This is a genomic window from Chitinophaga rhizophila (assembly GCF_019492185.1).
In the GTDB taxonomy this organism is placed as follows: domain Bacteria; phylum Bacteroidota; class Bacteroidia; order Chitinophagales; family Chitinophagaceae; genus Chitinophaga; species Chitinophaga rhizophila.
The window spans coordinates 176345-196449 of the sequence record NZ_JAICCF010000006.1 but is presented as its reverse complement, the minus strand read 5'-3'; the positions used below and the strand labels follow the sequence as shown (position 1 = coordinate 196449).

Sequence of the window (20105 nt, the reverse complement as noted above, 5' to 3'; positions counted from 1 at the left end):
ATAGTTATGAAAAACATATGCTTGTACCTGTTTGTATGCGTATGCATCGTAACAGGATGCAATAAAATGCTGGATGAAAAAGTAGTATCCTCCGTGACAGATGAATTTTATAATACGCCCGCCGGTTTTACCAATATGGTCAATGCAGGTTACGCCGGTTTACGTAGCTTCTACAGCACCGAGCGGGGTATGACGGTCACTGTATTTGGTACTGATACTTATACCAATGGCTCAGATGGTGATTTTAAGTACACCAACCAGTATACTTCACAGCTGGATGGCCGCTATCCTCACCTGCGTGAAATATGGAATACTTTCTATCAGGCAATCAACGCCAGCAATGCTGCTATCACAAGGGCCGACAAGATCCCGGATATCGATAGTACAGTGAAACGTTCTGGCGTTGCCCAGGCCCGCTTCTGCCGTGCAAACTATCACTTCATCCTCTTACAGTTGTTTGGTGCAGTTCCTTTACGGCTCACTGAAAATACCGAGATCGTTACTGAGGCATACCGCGACCCTGTACCAGATATCTATAACGCCATCATCGCTGACCTGCACTATGCTGCGCAGGTACTGCCAGCTGAACAAAGCGAGTGGGGAAGGGCTACTAAACCTGCTGCAGAACATCTCCTGGCAAGAGTATACCTGACACGTGCGACGTCTGAAGCTAAAGGTGCAAATGACTATGACAGTGCTGCGGCCTATGCTATGAAAGTGATCAATAATTACGGTATGTCCCTGTTGCCCGACGTAGGCCAGGTATGGGCACAGGGTAAAGAGAATAATGCAGAAACTGTATGGGCTGTACAATATACTACCGACGTATTATACAACTCAACTGATAACAATGCCAGCCGCTTCTTCCTGATGCAGTATGACGTATTAGGTGGTATGAAGCGCGACCTGGCCAATGGTACGCCCTGGAAGCGCTTCCGCCCTACCAAATTCCTGCTGGATACCCTGTATGCTGACAGAGTACACGACACGCGCTATGAGAAGTTCTTTACCAACGTATGGTATGCAAACGCCGGTAGTGCAAAACTTAAGATAGGTGATACCTCTGTGTTCATGCCGGGATATGACGTACCAGATGCGGTGATTGCGACTAAGAATTATCAGCTGGTACCTCCGCGTAACTACACCGAAAGATTATATCCTTCGCTGAATAAATTCGCTGATGCATTACGCCCTGACAATCAGGCTTCCGGTGTGCGTCCATTTATTGCTTACCGCCTGGCAGAAGACTATTTTATCGCTGCCGAGGCTTTAATGTATACAGGTAACAGGACAAAGGCTATCGAGTACCTGAATACGGTGCGTATGCGTGCGGCAAGGGTAGGGGCTACCGAAGAAGAAACCACCGCCCATAAAGAAGCTATGAAACTTGCTGAGTCGCAACTCTCCATTGACCTTATCCTGGACGAAAGAGGCCGTGAACTGGTGGGGGAGCAGCTACGATGGTTTGACTTGAAACGTACCAATAAACTGCTGGAGCGTGTACGACTACACAATCCGCAGGGTGGTCCGAATATAGAACCTAAACATTTACTACGTCCTATTCCACAGGATCAGATTGATAGAACAAGCAATGAGTTTCCGCAGAATCCCGGGTATTAAGCCTGCTATGTAATGGCTTTTCCTGATTGCATGGTTTTAGCCCGGTTAACGGCGGGTTCCTGGTTGACGCAATAAGACGCTACGATCCCCTATTATAAGCAATACTCCGGTAGTATAATCCATGCTACCGGAGTATTTTTTTTGTTAACTTTAAATACTTCACCCCCTAAAGTCCCCCAGTAATGGCACAACAAAAGATACTTTTCCTGACAGGAGACTACGCAGAAGATTATGAAACAATGGTTCCTTTTCAGATGATGCAGATGGTTGGGCATACCGTACATGCTGTATGTCCGGATAAAGCAGCAGGCGACAAGATCATTACCGCAATACATGACTTTGAAGGAGATCAGACGTACAGCGAGAAGCGCGGACACTATTTTGTACTGAATGCCTCTTTTGCAGATATACAGGTCTCCTCTTACGACGCCCTGATGATAGCAGGCGGACGTGCTCCGGAGTACCTGCGACTGAATGCAAAGGTGATTGATCTGGTAAAGCAGTTTGCTGCTGCCGACAAACCCATCGCGGCTGTGTGTCATGGTATACAGATCCTGACGGCCGCCGATGTGGTACGTGGCAAAACACTGACAGCCTATCCGGCTGTTGCTCCGGAAGTAACAATGGCCGGAGGTACCTATGCTGCGGTTAATATCGATGAGGCAGTGACTGACGGTAAACTGGTTACTGCTCCGGCATGGCCCGCACATCCTCAATGGATAGCCGCATTCCTGAAAGTATTGGGTACCAGAATAGAATTATAAACATCGCCCGTCGTATACATACCAAACGGGCTGATAATCATAGTTAATAGATACATACGAATGAGGTATTTATATATTTATTATATAAAAGTGCCTCATTTTTTTTATTTTTGGTAGCATAACCAGCTACCTATGAAAAAGTGTCCTATCCTCGTGTGCCTGTTAGTTGCTGCTATTGCCGGAAATGCACAGGCATTGACCTCCGCCGCCCTGGCCGGAAAAGATACCCTTTCACTTGTAAGAATTGAGAAAGCAGGCAAATATGGCTTTAATGATACCTCCGGTAACGTGGTAGCTGCACCTGTTTACGATGCTATCGGCCCGTTTCAGGACGGACTGGCCATCGTCAGGAAAGGCAATAAGTCAGGTTACCTGTTGCCCAACGGAAAAACGTCTTCACTGAAGTACGACTCTGCCTGGGTAAGGGAAGGCCGCTACCATATGGTGAAGCTCAATGGTCGTACCGGCATGCTGGATCACCAGGGAAAAGAACTGGTATCCCCCAGATATGATGATGTTAAAGGTATACGCGATGGCTACATCTCAGTACTGTCAGCCGGCAAATACGGTGTAATGGACCCTCGCGGTAAAATAATATTGAAGCCTGCATTCGAGCGCCTGGGTTATGTTACTAATGGTACCATGCTGGTATATATTGATGGTAAGTGCGGTCGCGCTGACCTGGTTAAAGGTAAGGTCATTATGACCCCCTATGAGAAGGTAGGCCCTTTTCGCGATGGAATGGCCTGGGTAAGGCAGGACAAGAAGTTTGGCTTTATCAACCAGAAAGGCGATCTCGTTATTCCACTGATATATGATTGGGTAGGTAACTTCAATGAAGGCATGGTGGCAGTTGCTACTGAAAAACGTTATGGCTTCATTAACAAGCGGAACGAAGTTGTTATTCCACAGAAATACGATAAAGCCTACACTTATACCAACGGTAAGGGCATGATCAGACTAAACGGACGGGTAGGTTATGTAGATAAGGATGGCAACGAGACCTGGGCCGAAATGGCGCAATAAGTAACTAACCCCCTACCTGCCAAAAAAAACTAAACTATCGCATCATCATGCGGTATTAGACTTGTTTTTTATTACCTTTGCAGCCAAATTGAAAAGCCCCAACGGGTCTAATTTACATTCAAAATAAAGTAATACATATAACATTATGTCCGGTCAGCTTAAAGAAGTACGCAACCGTATAAAGTCAACACAGTCTAACCTGCAGATCACCAAAGCCATGAAAATGGTAAGTGCTGCCAAGCTGCGTCGTGCACAGGATGCTATCTTGCTGATGCGTCCTTACGCACTGAAACTGCAGGAAATGTTGCAGAACATCGTTTCCAACAGTGAAGGAAGCATTGATCTGGCCCTGGCCGCTCAGCGTCCTGTTGAAAAGGTACTGTTGATAGTGATTACATCTGACAGAGGATTATGTGGCGCTTACAACTCAAACCTGATCAAAATGGCTAAGCTGGTGATCCGCGAGAAATACGAGGAGCAATTCGCCAAAGGCCACGTTGAAATACTGCCTATCGGTAAAAAAGGGTATGAGCATTTTGCAAAGAATGGTTACAGACTGAACGACACCTTCTGGCAGCTGTTCTCTCACCTGGACTTTGAACACGTAAAACAGGCCGCCGCTTTCGCAATGGAAGGTTTCGTAAATGGTGACTATGACGCCGTTGAAATCATCTACAGCGAGTTCAAAAATGCTGCTACTCAACGTTATGTGGCTGAACAGTTCCTGCCGGTAGCACGTGTGGAAGAGACTGACGCACAGGCAGCTAACACCAGCCGCGCAGACTTTATCTTCGAGCCTGAAAAGAAAGCCCTGATTGCTGAACTGATGCCTAAAATCCTTAACACACAGCTGTATAAAGCTATGCTGGATGCCAACGCTTCCGAGCATGGTGCACGTATGACCGCTATGGATAAGGCTACTGAAAACGCTAACGAACTGCTTCGTTCTTATAAGATCTCTTATAACCGTGCACGTCAGGCGGCTATTACTACCGAGCTGACAGAGATCGTGAGTGGTGCTGCAGCACTGGAAGGTTGATCTTAAGCAACTTATACACATTGAATTGACATCGAAAGATTTTGATTTCACCATAAGAGTCAAAGGCTGTATTTTCGGCCTTTGACTCTTTTGTTTTGCAGGCGTGGTAAAGGCTTCCGCCTTTTCTGCACCGGATACCGGACACTGAACACCGCACCATGGAAATTTCACAGATCATACCGCATATAGAATCGTTGATATTCGCCGCAGACAGGCCCCTGCCACTGCTCGATATACTCGACCTGCTCAACAACGCCCTGGCCTTCCTTGAAGACCGCGCTACACTAGAACAGGTAGAGGCCTCCCTCGAGGCTATCAAAGAGAAATACAGCACCGAATTTTATGCTTTTGAGGTAAAAGAAAGTGGCGGTGGCTACCAGTTCCTTACTAAAAAGGAATACTACCAGACCGTCGCTCAGCTGAATGGCGATAAATTCCTGAAACGCCTCTCTACTGCCGCCCTCGAAACACTGGCAATCGTAGCCTATAAACAGCCAATCTCCAAAGGTGAAATTGAACACATCCGCGGCGTAAGTACCGATTATTCCATCCAGAAGCTCCTGGAAAAAGAACTGATCGTTATCACCGGACGTAGTGAGAACCTGCCTGGTAAACCGCTCCTATACGCTACCTCCAAAGCCTTTATGGACTACTTTGGCCTCAACTCACCCAAAGATCTGCCTAAACTGAAAGAGGTGTTCGATGACGAATCCATCCAGCCAACCCTTATCGGACTGCAAAATGATGCCGAAACAGACGAAGATGGCCACAATATGGTCGTGTCAGAAACCGGCGAACTCGTAGAACAGGACACTCCGGCCAATGAAGATCCGCAGTCTTCTTCTGCAGGTAACGCCGGCCAGCCAGGCCCCGCTGCCAATAACAAAGACGGTAAACCTGCTGATATGCAGGCCAAACTCTTCCTCCCTTTCGGCGATGAAGAAATACCTGTGCAGGACGATAATCAGGAGGCCGGTTCTCCTGATGATACTTCACCATCACCAACTTCAGACAATACTTCCGATACGTCAGCAGCCTCCACTGATGATGCTGGAAATAATGAGCGCCCTGCTCCAACCATGGACGAAGCCCTGGCCGAAGAGGAGGATACTACCTTCGGCACGCCTTCCCTGACTCCGGATGAACAGGAAGCAGACGAATCTGTTACTTATGCCACAGACGAAGAACTGGCTGCATTTATGGAGTCAGCCGCTGACCTGGGCCCCAAGGGGGATGACGATGAGGACGAAGAAGAAGATGATGAGGACGAGGATTTAGACGGGGAAGACGAAGAGCTCGAGGACCACGACGACGGTGAAGAGGATGAAGATGATGACGATGAGGACGACGAAGAAGACGGTGAGGACGAGGATTTAGATGACGAAGACGATGAGCTGGAAGACGACGCCGATAGCGAAGAAGATGAAGAGGATGACGATGAGGACGATGAAGACGACGCCGACGACGAGGACCTGGATGACGAAGACAGCAGGCTGGAAGATGATGAAGACAATGACGGAAACGACGATAACGACGGCTCCGATGACGAGCCAGACGGTGACAACAACCGTAAAGCTAACAACAGAGACAAAGACGACGAAGAACCCGGCGACGACGATATCAAAGACGAAGACTTCAACCTGGATGACGATTTCAATGACGAAGACGGCTTCGACGACGATGAGGAAGATGATGACGACAATAATAGAAGGAAATAAGTACAAAAAGCCGGCTGATCCTATTGAATGGATCAGCCGGCTTTTTTATTGGTAGCAGCCGGAGAATCACCTTTGTCCAGTATACCAGGCTATTCCGCTACGTGCCCTCTGGCGGTAACTCCTGCTGCTTAATTTTTGGTACCCAGTTCTTTTACCGATATCTCTTTCCACCTTACCTTGATGCCTCCGCCGGAGTGTATCTGCAGCGCTATCTGTCCGGTAGCAGCCCCTATCTTGTCATCTTTCAGGGTGATCATCTCGTGGCCGTTCAGGATAGTGGTCACGTTATCGCCCTTTACAATCACTTTCATGGTGTTCCAGTCGCCTTGTTTCAGGTATTGCTCTTTTTCGGGAGCCGGCTTTATCAGCCATCCACGGCCGTAAGATTCATAGATGCCGCCGGTATGGCTACCCGCAGGCGCTACTTCTGCCTGCCAGCCGGTGATCTTGGTTCCTTCAATTGAAGAGTGGAAGAATACGCCGCTGTTGCCATCGGCTTCCTGTTTAAAGGTAACCGTCAGTTCAAAGTCTTTGAATGACTGGTCGGTGGCCAGGTAGCCGTATTCTTTGTCAGGACCGCTTTCGCAGACAAGCGTCCCGTTTTCGACATACCATTTCTCAGTTCCATACACTTTCCAGCCATCCAGGTTTTTACCATTAAAGAGTGATTTTTGCTGCGCAAACGTGAAATTGCTGCCAACGAGGAGGGCAGCCAGGAGAAGGAATCTTTTCATTTTTCAGAACGGTTTTAGGGCTGCCGGGAGCAGCCAGGTGACGTGTTACGTTAAATGTAATAAATGAATGCCGTTTATGCCAGTGCTGATAGGGTGAATGGTATAAAAAGAAAAGGCGTCCCTGTCTAAGGAACGCCTCTTATAATAGGTTTTACAGTTGCCGGTTTAGCGGGCTACGTTTACAGCGCGCTTTTCACGGATCACAGTCACTTTAATCTGACCAGGATACTGCATTTCTGTCTGGATCTTATTAGCGATCTCGAAGGACAGGCGGTCAGCATCATTATCTGTTACTTTATCACTTTCTACAATTACACGCAGTTCACGGCCTGCCTGAATAGCATATGCCTTCTCTACACCATCATGTGCAAGTGCCAGGTTTTCCAGGTCTTTGATACGTTGCAGGTAGCTCTGCATGATCTCACGACGCGCACCCGGACGCGCACCGCTGATAGCGTCACAAGCCTGTACAATCGGAGAGATCACATATTGCATTTCCATCTCGTCGTGGTGAGCGCCGATAGCGTTAACGACAGCAGCATGCTCGCCATATTTCTCAGCCAGCTTAGCACCCAGCAGGGCATGGCTCAGTTCAGTTTCCTCATCAGGTACTTTACCAATATCGTGTAGCAGACCGGCACGTTTCGCTAATTTCGGGTTCAGGCCTAGTTCCGCTGCCATAACAGCACAAAGATTAGCGGTTTCTTTAGAGTGCATCAGCAGGTTCTGACCATAAGAAGAACGGAAACGCATCTTACCTACCAGGCGGATCAGCTCTTTGTGCAGACCATGAATGCCCAGTTCAATAACGGTTCTTTCACCGATATCCATCACCTGTTCTTCCAGTTGTTTCTTGGTTTTTTCTACTACTTCTTCAATACGTGCAGGGTGGATACGACCATCCTGTACCAGACGCTGCAGGGACAGACGTGCTATTTCACGACGTAACGGATCAAAGGAAGAAAGTACAATTGCTTCAGGGGTATCGTCTACAATCAGGTCCACACCGGTAGCTGCTTCAATTGCACGGATGTTACGACCTTCACGACCAATGATCTGGCCTTTAATCTCATCACTCTCCAGGTTGAATACAGTGATGGCATTTTCAATAGTCTGCTCAGCAGCTGTACGCTGGATAGACTGTATAATGATCTTCTTCGCTTCCTTGTTCGCTTTCAGTTTCGCATCCTCGATGATCTCCTGGATGTGTGCCAGCGCTTGTGAACGCGCTTCTTCTTTCAGGCTTTCAATCAACTGGTGACGAGCTTCTTCAGCAGTCAGGGCAGCCACTTTTTCAAGGCGGCGGATGTGTTCCTCCTGGTGTTTTTCCAGCTCGGTGCGTTTTACTGCAACCAATTCCATCTGGCGATTCAGGTTTTCCTTGATCGCTTCATTCTCCTGCATCTGCTTCTGGAGATTCTCAGTTTTCTGTGTTACCGACTGCTCTTTCTGCTTGATGCGGTTCTCTGCATCAGCTAATTTCTGGTTACGTTGTAATACCTCTTTCTCATGCTCACTCTTCAGCTGGATAAACTTCTCTTTCGCTTCCAGCAGTTTGTCTTTCTTCAGATTCTCTGCGGTAAGTTGTCCTTCAGCGACTATTTTCTGTGCCTGTAATTCAGCCTCCTGTATTTTATGCTGTGTGTTTTTGGCAAATATCACCTTACCTAACAAAATACCAATGATCAATGCCACTACTGCAGCTATTGTCGATATTAAAGTAACTTCCATACAAATTTTTTAATACTTGATTTATGTTGCATTCCTGGCCGCGTCCCATTCCGTGGAAAGGTAAAGGGTTGAGAACTTGATTCGCGAAAATACAAAAAAGAATGTCCGAAACGACGGGATGATACGTTGATATGCAGTTGTGTGGGCACTTACAGGAAAAGCCTATATACAATAAGTGGATAAAGTATTGATTATCTTGTTAGTATGTGGTCTCTTAATTTTAATACGTTACTATCTGCTAATCTACTTTTTCAAAATATTTTGTGCAACACGGCAACAATTAAGAATTATGAATCAATAACTAAGAGTTAAAAAATCAGGTTTGTTGCAGCGCTTCCTTACCGCCCTTACTCGAGCTGTACCTACGGTATCATACCGACTGCATTTACAATAGCGCTTCCCATTAGTTACACCAGATATGTGCTCCTCCTACATCAGCCACACCATTTACATCACTTCACCAATCTCTGGTCAGACACTGCCATCTGAATTATACAGACGTATATATCTTTCAGTACCTGTATGGTGATTGGTCAGTAAACACACGCCGGGATTCGCCATTCAACTATAAACCTCTGATGCTTCACTCCTACGTTCTGAATTTATAATTCACTTCAGCGAGCTGTCCAGCAAATCTTCGAGATGCTGTAGCTTTTCTTCCAGGAAAGGTGCCAGGCCGATCTGGATCTTACCACCACTCGTAACGGGATGGGTTGCGTACATGATAAGGACCATCGCAATATAATCCTGAAGGTCTTTACCTGCATACGCAGTCTTAAATTCTATGATCTTTTCGTTCACCTCCTTCATGGTACGGCGTACTTCCTCTTCCTCTTCCGGTTTAATCTTAATGCGGTACGACCTGTCGGCCACCACGATATTAATGGGAATCAGCAGTTCCATGTTGGGATTGTTTTTTACTAGCTGTTTAATAGTGCAATACAACGATCAATTTCTTTAATATAGTCATTGATCTTATTACGCATTTCCTTCCTAAATTCTTCATCAGCTGCTGCATCAGCCGGTAATCCCTGCCCCGTTGCACCCGCCATTTTCGTCAGGTGTAACTTGTTTTCCAGCGAGGCGATGGTCTCCTGCTGGACGGCCAGTATATCTTCCTGCTCCTGCAATTGCTCTTTTAACAATACATTTTCAGCCTGCACCTGCTGGAGCTTTTTCAACAACAGGTGAAGCTTATCATCAATCCTTTGTATGTATTGCTCTAAAGCCAAATCTCTTGTGAATTACAGATGACGAATTACAATTTATGAATGAAAAGGCTCTCTGTTTAAAACGGCTGCCGGATTACAAACGGTTGTTGTCCGCCCGAAATCCGGCTGCCGCGTGTATCGGACTATTTTCTGATTTCAGCTTGTAATTGACCTTCAAACGCTTTGACCAGTTTATCCATTACTGCATCAATTTCTTTATCAGTAAGGGTCTTTTGGGCATCCTGGAAGGTGAAACTAACGGCATAAGACTTCTTATTTGCACCTAGTTTCTCACTCTCAAATACGTCGAAGAGATTCAGTTCCTGCAGCAGCGAAGACTTCACTGTCTTAGCGGCAGCTTCTACCGCTGCAAATTTCACCTGTTTGTCCAGCACCAGGGCCAGGTCACGGCGAACCGCAGGGAATTTTGGGATTTCTTTGTAAAAGTTATCGCTTTTTTGTAGTAATCCCAATACAATATTCCAGTTGAAGTCGGCAAACCATACCTGCTGCTTAATGTCAAACTGTTTCAGCTTCTGTGTACTGACTGCGCCCAATGTTACCACTGGTTTATTCTTCACACTGATCTGCCAGCCCTGTTGCAGACTATCAGTCGTTGCCTCTGACCATTGCAGGCCAGTGATGCCCAGCTGACGGAACAGATTCTGTACATACCCTTTCAGGAAGTAGAAGTCAACCGGTTCAGCCTTGTGCATCCAGTTCTCCGAACGCTTCTGACCTGTCAGATACAGGCTCAGATGCGCTGTCTCTTCATATTTACCCTGCTCCTGAACGGCGTATGTGTTGCCAAATTCAAAGAACATCAGATTATCATTACGACGGTTCAGGTTGTGCGATACACTCTCCAGACCTGTTTCCAGCATAGACGGACGCATTACATCCAGGTCAGCACTTAGGCTGTTGATCATCTTCACCGTACGTTCCAGTACTTCCGGAGTAAAATATTTACTATTAGTAATGGAATTGGTGAATATCTCATTAAATCCGTTGGCTGCCAGGTAGTTAGCTGCTTTCTCACGCACTTTTTCCTTGTCAGGCTTCGGATTAGCTGCCGGCGTAATCAGTACCTGGGATGGAATTTCAATATTGTCCAATCCATCGATACGCATCACTTCCTCCACAATATCCGCAGGGATACTGATGTCTGGCTTACTGTAAGGTACGCTTACCCGCAGCTTTTCTGCATCACGCTCCAGTATATCAAAGCCCAGACTGCTGAGGATGTTAACGATTTTATCCTCCGGATAGTCCTTACCGCTCAGTTTACGGATATAAGACCAGGTGCTGGTTACTGCTGTCTGCTGCTTCGGCGTAGGGTAAACATCTGTCACTTCAGATGCCACCTGGCCACCTGCCAGTTCGCAGATCAACGCAGCAGCTCGCTGTAGTACATATACCGTACCGGAAATATCAACCCCCTTCTCAAAGCGTGCAGCAGCATCTGTACGTAAACCATGACGGAATGAGGTAGGGCGGATACTGGCCGGGCTAAACCAGGCACTTTCCAGAAATATATTTTGGGTAGTGTCTGTTATGCCAGATTGCATACCGCCGAATACACCCGCGATACACATTGGCTCGCTATTGCCGTTACAGATCATCAGATCTGCCGCGTCCAGCTTACGTTCTTTTTCATCCAGGGTCACAAAGGGAGTACCTTGTGGCAGATTTTTAACAATCACCTTTTTACCAGTGATAGCATCTGCATTAAATGCATGCAGCGGCTGACCGGTTTCATGCAGGATGAAATTGGTGATGTCTACAATATTATTAATAGGTCTGACACCGATAGCCAGCAGTTTATTTTTGAGCCATTCGGGTGACGGTGCAATGGTTACTCCGGTGATGGAGAGGCCGCTGTACCGCGGACAAGCATCCAGATTTTCAACTGCTACGCTGATCGGGTAGGCAGTGGCCGCTTTGGGTAAAGCCGGTAAAGCAGGAATCAGCGCTTTGTATTTTGATGTGTTCTCTGTGTTATTCAGGTAGGCACATACATCTTTTGCTACGCCGAGGTGGCTCATAGCGTCCATCCTGTTGGGCGTGAGTCCGATTTCATATACCCAGTCCTGTACAGGTTTAAACACCTCTCTTGCCGGCGTACCAGGTTGCAGGGAGGCATCGAGTACCATGATACCGGCATGGCTGCTGCCTAGGCCGATTTCGTCTTCTGCGCAGATCATACCATGACTTTCTTCTCCACGGATCTTTGCTTTCTTCATCGTCATTGGTTCTCCGCTGGCAGGGTAGATAGTGGTACCGATGGGCGCAATCACTACTTTTTGTCCTGCGGCAACGTTAGGTGCGCCACAAACGATGTGCAGCGGTTCGCCCTGGCCGGTATTGACGGTTGTCAGTCGGAGTTTATCGGCATTGGGATGCTGGGCTACTGTAAGTACTTCGCCGATCACCAGTCCTTCGAGGCTGCCTTTTACTGACTCGAATTGCTCCAGGCTTTCCACCTCAAGACCTATGCGTGTTAAAATCACAGATAGTTCCTCCGGTGTGGGTTTAACCGGCAAATAGTCACACAGCCAATTGTACGAAATAGTCATTTGTAAAATTATATAAGTGCGTAAAGTTAGTGTAATTCATGCATAGTCCCTAGGTAGCAGAGCGGAATCATCTATGACGTGGAAAGATTGCTGCCAGGTAGGCTGGGAGTATTTACAGGCATCGATCAGTCAAATATTCCCGCTATACTACAAGGGTAGTCCAAGGGTAGTCCAAGCGACCTCCAAGCGACCTCCAAGCAACCTCTAAGCGACCTCCAAGCAAATTTAACCATCAGGGCACCTGCCACCTGCTTGGCAAACCCTAAAATATTCCTTACTAAAATGGAAACACTGTTAGCCTTATGTAATGGTAATTATTTTCCCGCCCTCAGGGGTGTATTTCAGCCATCAGATAACTCAATGAGACCGTGTACTGTAGAGCTGCTGAAGTCGTGCAGGACAGGCGGCTTTCCCAAACCAGCAAACCTTATGTGTGAAACTTTTTTACACATATATTGTGAATATCTGCACCTTTGTATGGGGATTGTGTGCATATGTGGTGGATAATGTTTCCATAGTCAGTGCATAACTGCCATTTTGCGGGTGCGTAACATGTGCATGTCACCTTATAAATTATATCCCGAGGCAAACTTTAGAAAATGAAAAAATGCGGTTACCTTAGTTTTTACGGCCCAAAAAAGTTTACAATTTCATAAAATGTCAATAGCTGAGCTGGTACAATTAAATTGTAATGATAACTAAGGAAGCCACGACGTATAACTTTTTGATTAACAGACTAATCACAAAATATATAGATGGATCTCAATCTTAAGAAGGACCGCAACGTACGGCGAAAACCGTCCGTTGACGTATCTACCATGATGTACGGCAAGATTCCTCCGCAGGCAAAGGAGATGGAAGAGGCCGTATTGGGAGCCATTATGTTGGAGAAAGGCGCTTTTGACACGGTAGTAGAGATATTGAAAGGTGAATGTTTTTATGTAGAAGCACATCAGAAAATATTTACGGCAATGACCCGCCTGGCTGGCAAATCCATGCCGGTGGATATCCTGACCGTAGTGGAAGAACTGCGTTCCATGGGCGAACTGGAAATAGTGGGAGGCCCTTATTATATTACCCGGTTAACCAACATGGTGGTTTCGTCCGCCAATATAGAGGCGCATGCCCGTATCATTCTGCAGAAATTTATCCAGCGTGAACTGATCCGTATCTCCGGTGAGATTCTGAGTGAATCTTATGAAGATACGGCCGACGTGTTTGACCTCCTGGACTCCGCAGAAAGTAAATTGTTTGAGGTGACCAATAATCACCTGCGCAAGAACTACGACAGTATTGACCGCGTATTGGTCAACACCATGAAACGTATCGAAGACCTTCGTAATAGAGGCGACGATATTACCGGTGTGCCTTCCGGATTCCCGTCACTCGACAAAGTGACCTACGGCTGGCAATCTACGGATCTGATTATTATCGCGGCACGTCCTGCGGTAGGTAAGACCGCCTTCGCCCTCAACCTGGCCAGGAATGCAGCACTGCATCCCCGGTTCCCGAAAGGAGCAGCGGTGTTCTCACTGGAGATGTCCTCCGGACAGATCGTTCAGCGTATCCTGTCTGCCGAGTCAGAGATAAAACTCGAAAAGATCACCAGAGGTAAACTGGAAGAATACGAGATGAAGAAGCTGATGACCCACGGTATAGAACGCCTGGCAAAAGCGCCCATCTTCATTGATGATACACCAGCTCTCAACATCTTCGAGCTTCGTGCTAAAGCCAGAAGGCTGGTACATAACCATGGTGTAGGCGTAATCATCATTGACTACCTCCAGCTGATGAGCGGTAGTGCAGATGGTAAAAACAGTAACCGTGAACAGGAGATCAGTAAGATATCCCGTGACCTGAAAGGGTTGGCAAAGGAATTACAGGTACCTATTCTCGCCCTGTCCCAGTTGAGCCGTGATGTGGAAAAGCGTAAAGATGGTAATAAAATGCCTCAGCTGAGTGACCTCCGTGAATCTGGCGCGATCGAGCAGGATGCCGACATGGTAATGTTCCTGTACCGCCCCGAATATTACGAGATCAATACCAACGAAATGGGCGAATCCAATAAAGGGGAAACACACGTTCGTATTGCAAAACACCGTAACGGTCAGCTTGATACTATTAAGCTTCGCGCCATCCTGGAATTTCAGCGTTTTGAGGATGATGGTAGCCTGGAAAACCCTGGTGGCGGCAGCAGCAATGCATTCGCAGGTATGCGTAACCACGATGCCGGCGGTAGCGACGAAGCAAAGCTCTACATCCAGAAAGGCTCCAGGATGAATGATATGAACTTTGACGAAGGGTTTGAAGATGCTCCTTTTTAACTAATCAGATTTATAATAATACTGAAAGGCGCTCCTTCAACACGGAGCGCCTTTTTTAATTTCCCTTATCGACATGTTGTGGACTAAATATCGTCAGTACTATAAAGACAATTTCCAACTGGCCTATCCGGTAGTAATATCCCAGCTGGGACATACCATGGTGGCCTTCTCTGATACCGTAATTGTCGGGCATACCGGCGATGTGCCCCTCGCTGCAGTTGCACTAGGCAGTAGCCTGTTTTCTATTTTTATGGTGGTAGGAATCGGTATGTCCTACGGACTTACACCGCTTATCGCACAGGAAAACGGACGGAAAAACCTGTCCCGCTGTGGCTTCCTGTTACGTCACAGCCTGGTGATCAACCTGCTGCTAGGAATATTACTATCCGCTTTTATTATCATCGGTAGTAATCACCTCGATCTGCTAGGACAGGAAGAAGATGTACGGGTGATGGCCAGACCGTTCCTGAAACTGCTCGGGATATCCTTCTTCCCCCTCATGGTATTCCTGACCTTCAAACAGTTTGCAGAAGGATTAGGCTTCACGCGTCAGGCGATGAATATCAGCATTATTGGTAACCTGTTGAACATAGCTATCGGCATCACACTGGTATATGGATTGTTTGGAGCACCTAAGATGGGTGTAATTGGTGTGGGCATCGCTACGCTGACAGATCGTGCCCTGATGGCCGTCGCAATGGCCTGGTATGTACTGAGCTCACCCCGCTTCAAAGAATACCTGGTCGATTTCAGACAACGATATCTTTCTGCGGATGCATTGAAGCAATTACTGGGTATCGGCACACCCGTAGCATTACAGTACATTTTTGAAGTGAGCGCTTTCAGCGGAGCTATTATTATGGCAGGATGGATCGGCGCACGGGAACAGGCAGCGCACCAGATAGCTATTAATCTGGCATCCATTACTTACATGATGGCCAGTGGCATTTCAGCAGCTGCCGGCATCAAGAGTGGTAATCACTTTGGTGCCGGACAATGGCGCGAACTCCGTTCCTCTGCCATCGCCAGTTACCACATGGTACTGGTCATGATGGGGATTACCGCATTGATTTTTATGCTAGGCTGCCGGCTGTTGCCATTAATGTATATCCGTGATACCGCCGTGATAGATATTGCCGCTCACCTCCTGATCATTGCCGCCTTTTTCCAGTTGTTTGATGGTACGCAGGTGGTAGGTCTGGGTATACTGCGTGGCCTCGGCGATGTCAGAGTGCCAACCATTATTACCTTGTTGGCTTATTGGGGATTGGGACTGCCTGTCGGCTATCTGCTGGGCATCCATCTGGATTTTGGCGTTCAGGGGATCTGGTGGGGATTGCTGCTTGGATTACTAGTGGCTTCTATACTGTTATTCTTCCGTTTTCAGCATAGGACGAAGGCTGTTTTGACGAATGCCGTATTGAAATGATATAGTCTATTTCATATTGATCTAATTTATTGATAATCATAATTTTATTTGTTTTCTGGGATGGGTTTGCTGTAACTTTGGAAGCAAATTACATGATTATGGAAAATGAACAGCTTACGGAGCTGGTAACGGCAGTTAATTCACTGACGACAGAGTTCAGATCGTTCAAAACAGATGTCAGTCATCGCTTTGATCAGGTAGATGTACGGTTTGATACCATTGAGCGGGAAGCAGCATCTTTCAGGAAGGAAGTCGCGGCTCAGTTTACGGCAGTAGACGGACGTCTTGACCAGGTGGACATACACCTCAATAAGGTAGATGCCCGTCTTGACAAGGTAGATGCCCGCCTGGATCAGATGGATGTCCGTTTTGATAAGGTAGATGCCCGTCTTGACCAGATGGATGTCCGGTTTGATAAGGTAGATGCCCGTCTTGATCAGATGGATGTCCGCTTTGATAAGGTGGATGCCCATCTTAAACAGGTAGATGCCCGTCTTGATCAGATGGATGTCCGCTTTGATAAGGTGGATGCCCATCTCAAACAGGTAGATGTCCGCCTTGATCAGATGGATGTCCGGTTTGATAAGGTAGACGCCCATCTTAAACAGGTAGATGCCCGCCTTGACCAGATGGATATCCGTTTTGATAAGGTAGATGTCCGCCTTGACCAGATGGATATCCGCTTTGATAAGGTAGATGCCCGTCTTGACCAGATGGATGTCCGCTTTGACCAGATGGACAAACGTCTTGAGAAAGTGGAGCAGGAAGCGATAGCCTTCAGAAAAGAAGTTACTGCTCAGTTCAAATTGATAGATGCCCGCTTTAACAAAATCGAGTTGCGTCTTGATAGGGTAGAAGAGCAAGCGACAGCATTTAGAAAGGAAGTAGCTGCGCAGTTTAAAGTAATTGATGCCCGCTTCGATAAAATAGAAGCTAAACTGGATGTAGCAATTGCTAATCTGGAAGGCGTAACCAGTGTATTACGCGGTGTAGTCATTAACACTAAAGGATGGGAAAGTCAGATGATGGTGGTAAATGAGCGTCTGCTGACTAACGAGGCCGACATTGACAGCATTGCAACATATGTCCCTTTCCGCAATCCTGGCATACCTAATATTAACTAGCTCAAGTACCGGACGTTATCAACCTAAGATGTAATTTTAACCGCTGAATAAATAGCGTAAAAGCCTTCACTGCCGTGGAGGCTTTTTGCTTGTGACCCCATCTAACTTATCCTTCCTTACCCGATATTTGCAAAAAAAACGGGCAATCATGTTTTATGCGAAAGATATCACTCCGGCAGCCGGGCATTATACAATGGATGAACCTACCTCCAAATACTGCATCCAGGTGCTCAGGCATGAGCTGGGAGACGAGGTGTTACTGACAGATGGCCGGGGTGGTAAATATGTTACCGCTATCACTGATGATAACCGTAAAAAGTGTGTAGTCCAGGTCAAACAATACCAGCTGATTCCCCCGGTGCAGTCGCCCGTTCGTATTGCTATTTCTTTCACTAAGAATACATCCCGTATTGAATGGTTCCTGGAAAAGGCAACTGAAATAGGTATGCAGATGATCATTCCACTTATCAGTCAGCGTACAGAGAAAGAGAAGTTCCGTGCCGACCGTTTTGAGAACATCCTGGTATCTGCTATGCTGCAATCCCAGCAGTATTATCTCCCGGAGCTCACCGCGCCGGCCAGCTTTGAATCCTTAGTACAGCAACCTCCCGCACAACAGTTATTGATTGCACATTGCCTTCCTGATCAGAAGACGCATCTGTGGCAGGGTATGCAGCCAGGGAAAGACAGTTTGCTGCTTATAGGGCCGGAAGGCGACTTTACCCCTGAAGAGATCCGGCTTGCCCTGGAGAAAGGTTTCCTGCCCGTCTCACTTGGCGATAACCGGTTACGTACCGAAACGGCGGGAGTAGTAGGCTGTACGATGATGAATGCAGTAAATGCGACGCAGTCCTGAGAAGGGGAAAGAAGGTTGCTATACAAGTGTGCGAATGAGCTGTTCTACGTCAACACCTGTTATATGACGATATTATCTATTTCCGGCCTTCCCGGACATGGCAGGGCCTGCATTTATTTACAGGTATAAAAGAGGACAACAAAGGGGGAGTTAGTAGAATAAAACCCTGTGCCTTATTGGTAGAGTGACGTAATAATTGTATATTACACAATTATAAGGGTATGTAGAACAATGTAACGTCTTTATACTTTTTTCACGGTGAAAAATAGCTACTTCCATCCGGATTCCACTTACACGGACGAACACCTGTGGGATATGATCAGGAATGACTCCGTAGACGCTTTTAACGAAGTGTACAACCGCTATTGGGATGTCCTGTTCCAGGTGACGAAAAAGCGCCTGCAGGTCAAGGAAGTGGCGGAAGAAATAGTACAGGATACATTTATTATCCTCTGGGAAAAGAGACATCACATAGAGATCTCGGTACTGAAGCATTACCTTTTTGCTATTACCCGTTATGCTGTATTCCATTACATGGCCCGGCAGCAGACCATTGCCTCCCGTATAAAAGTATTATCTCATACACCGCAGTTATCCGGTACCAATGCTTCCGCCGGTGCTGATATTGAGAGCCTCGTTAATGACAGGTTGCTGCTCCAGCTGATTGAGACGATTGCCGGCGAATTGCCGGAGAAAAGCAGGCAGGTGTTCCGCTATAATAAGCTGCTGGATTACTCCATCTTACAGGCTGCACAAAACTTTGATATCTCTCCCAAAACAGCCGAAGGGCACCTGACTAAAGCCTTGAAACTACTGCGCGTGAAGCTGAATACCTTGTATAACATCCTGCTTTGACCAGTATTATTTTGACAGTATATACCCTGCCTGGCTCTCGCGTATCTTCTTCAGAAAAATATTTTAAAATGAGCAAGGGTAAAATGTCAGTTCAACACTCTATAATAATATACAATACTGAAGCCGATGTCTGATGACTATATCCGTTCCCTCGCACGTAAGTGGCTTGACGGTACTGCTACAGAAGATGAAACAGCAGCGCTGATGCAATGGTACGGCAAGGAAGAAGTACGCAACTACAAACCCTTCCGGTGGATAGGGGTTGCCGCTACCCTGTTGGTGCTGGCTGGTTTATGGTGGCTGATGCAAAAGCCCAACGAACGGAAGATGGCAGTATACGTACCACGGGAGCAGCAGCATAAAATTGTACTGCCTGATAGCTCTGTAGTATGGCTGAATGCAGATAGTAAACTCCAGTACCGGGAGGATACCTTGATAAGAGAAGTTACGCTGACCGGAGAAGGTTTCTTTGACGTCAATAAACAGACAAAGCCGTTTGTGGTCAGGGCCGGTAAATGTATTACCACTGTACTCGGTACCGCCTTTAATGTCAGGGCCTACCGGAACGAAACAATAGCAATTACCGTAGCTTCCGGCAAGGTGCAGGTACAGGATGAGAAGAAGCAGATTACAGTGCTGACTGCCAATAAGCAGATCACGCTGGATAAGACAACTGTCGAACGTACGGTGGACGCAAATGTAGCTCAGGCCTGGCTGCACGGCAGGTTTGAGATAGACAATGAGACTTTTGAAACAGTGTGCAATACATTAAGCAGAAAGTATGGAGTGTCATTTCACTTTGAGAATGACGAACTGCGTAAATGTACCTTTATAGCCAGCTTTGATGAACATGCCACTTTGGAGAGGATACTAGGCCTGTTATGTAAGATCAATAATTCCACATTCCGCATTAGTGAAGATCAGCAGGAAGTATACATCAGCGGACAAGGGTGCAGTCTATAATTTCACGAACTATAAGTAATCCCGTTATGAAACAAACAAACAGCTTTCCAGGTAACACCACATAATGCATTCCTTCCGGCAAGGAACAGGAAAACATAGCGCTGTCTGCATCAAAGTCTGCAAACCATACATGCA

The 20105-nt window shown here is 46.8% G+C and carries 16 protein-coding genes; 11 read left to right on the top strand and 5 right to left on the bottom strand.

Features of this window, described 5'->3' with window-relative positions:
• Positions 1–6: 6 nt before the first annotated feature.
• The 5 genes from K1Y79_RS27365 to scpB all read left to right on the top strand — a co-directional run bounded on the left by K1Y79_RS27365 (position 7) and on the right by scpB (position 6167).
• Positions 7–1620 (top strand): RagB/SusD family nutrient uptake outer membrane protein, encoded by a 1614-nt coding sequence (locus tag K1Y79_RS27365; RefSeq protein ID WP_220253404.1) that lies wholly within the window; start codon positions 7–9, stop codon positions 1618–1620.
• A 182-nt stretch (positions 1621–1802) separates the two neighbouring features.
• Entirely contained in the window at positions 1803–2384 is a 582-nt protein-coding gene (locus tag K1Y79_RS27360; RefSeq protein WP_220253403.1) for a DJ-1/PfpI family protein, read from the top strand.
• Positions 2385–2516: 132 nt separating this feature from the next.
• Positions 2517–3410 carry a WG repeat-containing protein gene (locus K1Y79_RS27355; RefSeq protein WP_220253402.1) on the top strand — a complete coding sequence of 298 codons (894 nt, stop codon included), beginning with the start codon at positions 2517–2519 and terminating at the stop codon, positions 3408–3410.
• A gap of 145 nt (positions 3411–3555) precedes the next feature.
• Positions 3556–4449, top strand: coding sequence for an ATP synthase F1 subunit gamma (gene atpG / locus K1Y79_RS27350; RefSeq protein ID WP_220253401.1), 894 nt, complete (start codon positions 3556–3558; stop codon positions 4447–4449).
• Between the two features lie 158 nt (positions 4450–4607).
• Positions 4608–6167: an SMC-Scp complex subunit ScpB gene (scpB, locus tag K1Y79_RS27345; RefSeq protein ID WP_220253400.1), complete on the top strand. Its 1560-nt coding sequence runs from the start codon at positions 4608–4610 to the stop codon at positions 6165–6167.
• Positions 6168–6295: 128 nt separating this feature from the next.
• On the opposite strand, the gene K1Y79_RS27340 is transcribed toward scpB, so the two are convergent.
• The 5 genes from K1Y79_RS27340 to pheT form a co-directional block, all read right to left on the bottom strand.
• Positions 6296–6901: a 3-keto-disaccharide hydrolase gene (locus K1Y79_RS27340; protein ID WP_220253399.1), complete on the bottom strand. Its 606-nt coding sequence runs from the start codon at positions 6899–6901 to the stop codon at positions 6296–6298.
• A gap of 165 nt (positions 6902–7066) precedes the next feature.
• Positions 7067–8632, bottom strand: a complete 1566-nt coding sequence (gene rny / locus K1Y79_RS27335) for a ribonuclease Y (RefSeq protein ID WP_220253398.1) — start codon at positions 8630–8632, stop codon at positions 7067–7069.
• A 609-nt stretch (positions 8633–9241) separates the two neighbouring features.
• Positions 9242–9535: a cell division protein ZapA gene (locus K1Y79_RS27330; RefSeq protein WP_220253397.1), complete on the bottom strand. Its 294-nt coding sequence runs from the start codon at positions 9533–9535 to the stop codon at positions 9242–9244.
• Positions 9536–9552: 17 nt separating this feature from the next.
• The gene (locus K1Y79_RS27325; protein WP_220253396.1) at positions 9553–9864 is read right to left on the bottom strand and encodes a hypothetical protein; all 312 of its coding nucleotides are present in this window, start codon (positions 9862–9864) and stop codon (positions 9553–9555) included.
• Positions 9865–9986: 122 nt separating this feature from the next.
• Positions 9987–12419, bottom strand: coding sequence for a phenylalanine--tRNA ligase subunit beta (gene pheT, locus K1Y79_RS27320; RefSeq protein ID WP_220253395.1), 2433 nt, complete (start codon positions 12417–12419; stop codon positions 9987–9989).
• A gap of 755 nt (positions 12420–13174) precedes the next feature.
• Between pheT and dnaB the strand changes: the two genes are divergently transcribed.
• From dnaB to K1Y79_RS27290, 6 genes are all read left to right on the top strand, one after another.
• Positions 13175–14743 (top strand): replicative DNA helicase, encoded by a 1569-nt coding sequence (dnaB, locus tag K1Y79_RS27315; RefSeq protein WP_220253394.1) that lies wholly within the window; start codon positions 13175–13177, stop codon positions 14741–14743.
• A 73-nt stretch (positions 14744–14816) separates the two neighbouring features.
• Positions 14817–16172 (top strand): MATE family efflux transporter, encoded by a 1356-nt coding sequence (locus K1Y79_RS27310; protein WP_236059888.1) that lies wholly within the window; start codon positions 14817–14819, stop codon positions 16170–16172.
• A gap of 98 nt (positions 16173–16270) precedes the next feature.
• Positions 16271–17296, top strand: a complete 1026-nt coding sequence (locus tag K1Y79_RS27305; protein WP_220253393.1) for a coiled-coil domain-containing protein — start codon at positions 16271–16273, stop codon at positions 17294–17296.
• A gap of 148 nt (positions 17297–17444) precedes the next feature.
• Positions 17445–18152 (top strand): RsmE family RNA methyltransferase, encoded by a 708-nt coding sequence (locus tag K1Y79_RS27300; RefSeq protein WP_220253392.1) that lies wholly within the window; start codon positions 17445–17447, stop codon positions 18150–18152.
• 258 nt (positions 18153–18410) lie between these two features.
• Complete coding sequence (locus tag K1Y79_RS27295; protein WP_220253391.1) at positions 18411–19007, top strand: RNA polymerase sigma factor; 597 nt, start codon at positions 18411–18413, stop codon at positions 19005–19007.
• Between the two features lie 126 nt (positions 19008–19133).
• Positions 19134–19970 (top strand): FecR family protein, encoded by an 837-nt coding sequence (locus tag K1Y79_RS27290; RefSeq protein WP_220253390.1) that lies wholly within the window; start codon positions 19134–19136, stop codon positions 19968–19970.
• Positions 19971–20105: the final 135 nt, after the last annotated feature.